Raw genomic sequence first — 1,765 nt, 5'->3', positions numbered from 1 at the left:
AACATTTCGGCAAGGGTCACCTCATTGGCCGCCATGATAGCGCCTCCGTTATAGGTATCCCTGATTCCGGTCCTTAGTGAATATCGCCCTGTCATTAAACTCGCCCTTGTTGGGGCACATACCGGGGAAACATAAAAGTTGGTGAAACGGATACTTTCCTCTGCAAAATGGTCAATATTCGGGGTTTTCACATGCGGATTACCGGTATATCCGAAATCACCGTACCCTTGATCATCGGTGATGATGATGATCACATTCGGGCGTTCCGGTTTCTGGGCTTGTACTTCCGTTGCCCAGAAGAACAGAGGGAGTAGAATCAATAAAGGACTAAAAGTATATTTGATCTGTTGCATTACAATGGTTTAATTTAGCTTCTATGGGTCTCGACTCCGCTCGACCTGATAGAAATGATGATTGTCAGATTTATACAAACTGTCACTTCGAGCCTTTCGAATTTAGTTCATACTGAGCGCAGCCGAAGCACTCAAGACAGGCTCGGTCGAGAAGCAAGTATTCATTAAAGGGATAGACCGATCTATTGTCTCCACTTGATATGACGGTTTAAAGGTGCCCCAACTGAAATCAATTGACATTGTGCTCAAATAGTGGCGATTTATCCAAACAAAAGGCCACTAATTCATTCCTCAACGAACAAATAATTTAATTTTAGATCGTTGAAGGCGGTATTGAATTCCTTAAGTTCCTTGTTCAAAACAGCATCAAAAGCATTGAGTTGTTCGTTTATCTGAACTGTAAGTTCATTTTTGACCTCGATATCCTGATCTGTTGGCGGAAAATCATCAATGGCCACCAAACTATTCAAATGCCCCAATTTGTTGGTCAACCGAATGGGGAAGTTCAAGGGATCCTGTCCGCTTTTGTTTTGGGTTTGGTATAAGGCCTTTTCAACGGTGCCCAAACGCTCCTTCATTTTCTTGGCTTTTTCGACCAATGCCTTGGTTTTGTCATTGTCTTTGTACTGTTTGTTAAAGGCATCCAATTGTTGTGTGATATTCCTGATTTTTTCGATGGATGTATGGGCGTTATCAATGGTCGTATTCACATCCGTGATAAAATCGAACTGCTTTTGCATATCGGCTGCGGTAACCTCGGCCCTCGGATCGGGAAGGATCTTGAAGATTTTCGAAGTGGATATGCCATTCACATTCAGGTGGACCTTATACTCCCCAGGTACTGCCTTGGCACCATCCAAATTGGCCCACCAAAGGATCATCCCATCCAACTTTTTGGCACCTTTCCCGCGAGTATCCCAAACAAAGGTATTCCCTCCTTTTTTGACCTCGAGCTTTTTATCCTTGTCCTTAGCTGTGTTCGTGTAACTCCCCAAGGTATCCCCATCCATCGAGGTAAATGTTAGACTTATGCTGTCTTTCTCGGCAAGATCCTTCAGGTAAAAATGGGTGATGACCCCATTAGGGTGATTGGCCCCTGCCGTCTTCGATGGCGTCTTTGACGTTCTGCCTTTGGTTCTATATGAGTCCTTGGGTTTATACAAAATAAAGGAAGCACTTTTCACACTAGTATCCAATTGATGCAATACGGTAAGGTCATCGATAATCCAAAGGCTACGCCCTTGGGTGGCTACGATCAAGTTGTGATCCTTTAGGGTTAAATCGGTAATGGGAACGATAGGAAGGTTCAACTGAAACGGACTCCAATGGGCGCCATCATCAAAGGAAATATACATTCCCGTTTCGGTGCCTGCATATAATAAGCCCTTTTGTTTTGGGTCTTCACGCACCAC

1 protein-coding gene and 1 pseudogene are annotated in these 1,765 nt (G+C 44.0%); both read right to left on the bottom strand.

Annotated features, from left to right (window positions below; all coding sequences use genetic code 11):
* Positions 1-353, bottom strand: a 353-nt coding sequence (locus WBM98_RS16300; protein ID WP_424367081.1) for a sulfatase-like hydrolase/transferase, incomplete at its 3' end; no start/stop codon positions are given.
* Positions 354-637: 284 nt separating this feature from the next.
* Positions 638-1,765: pseudogene (locus WBM98_RS16295) on the bottom strand (glycosyl hydrolase); the annotation flags it as partial.

Origin of the sequence: Maribacter sp., assembly GCF_049667165.1 — a bacterium.
Classification (GTDB): Bacteria; Bacteroidota; Bacteroidia; order Flavobacteriales; family Flavobacteriaceae; genus Maribacter_A.
The sequence above is the reverse complement of the archived record's forward strand: the minus strand, read 5'-3'. Positions and strand labels throughout refer to the sequence as shown.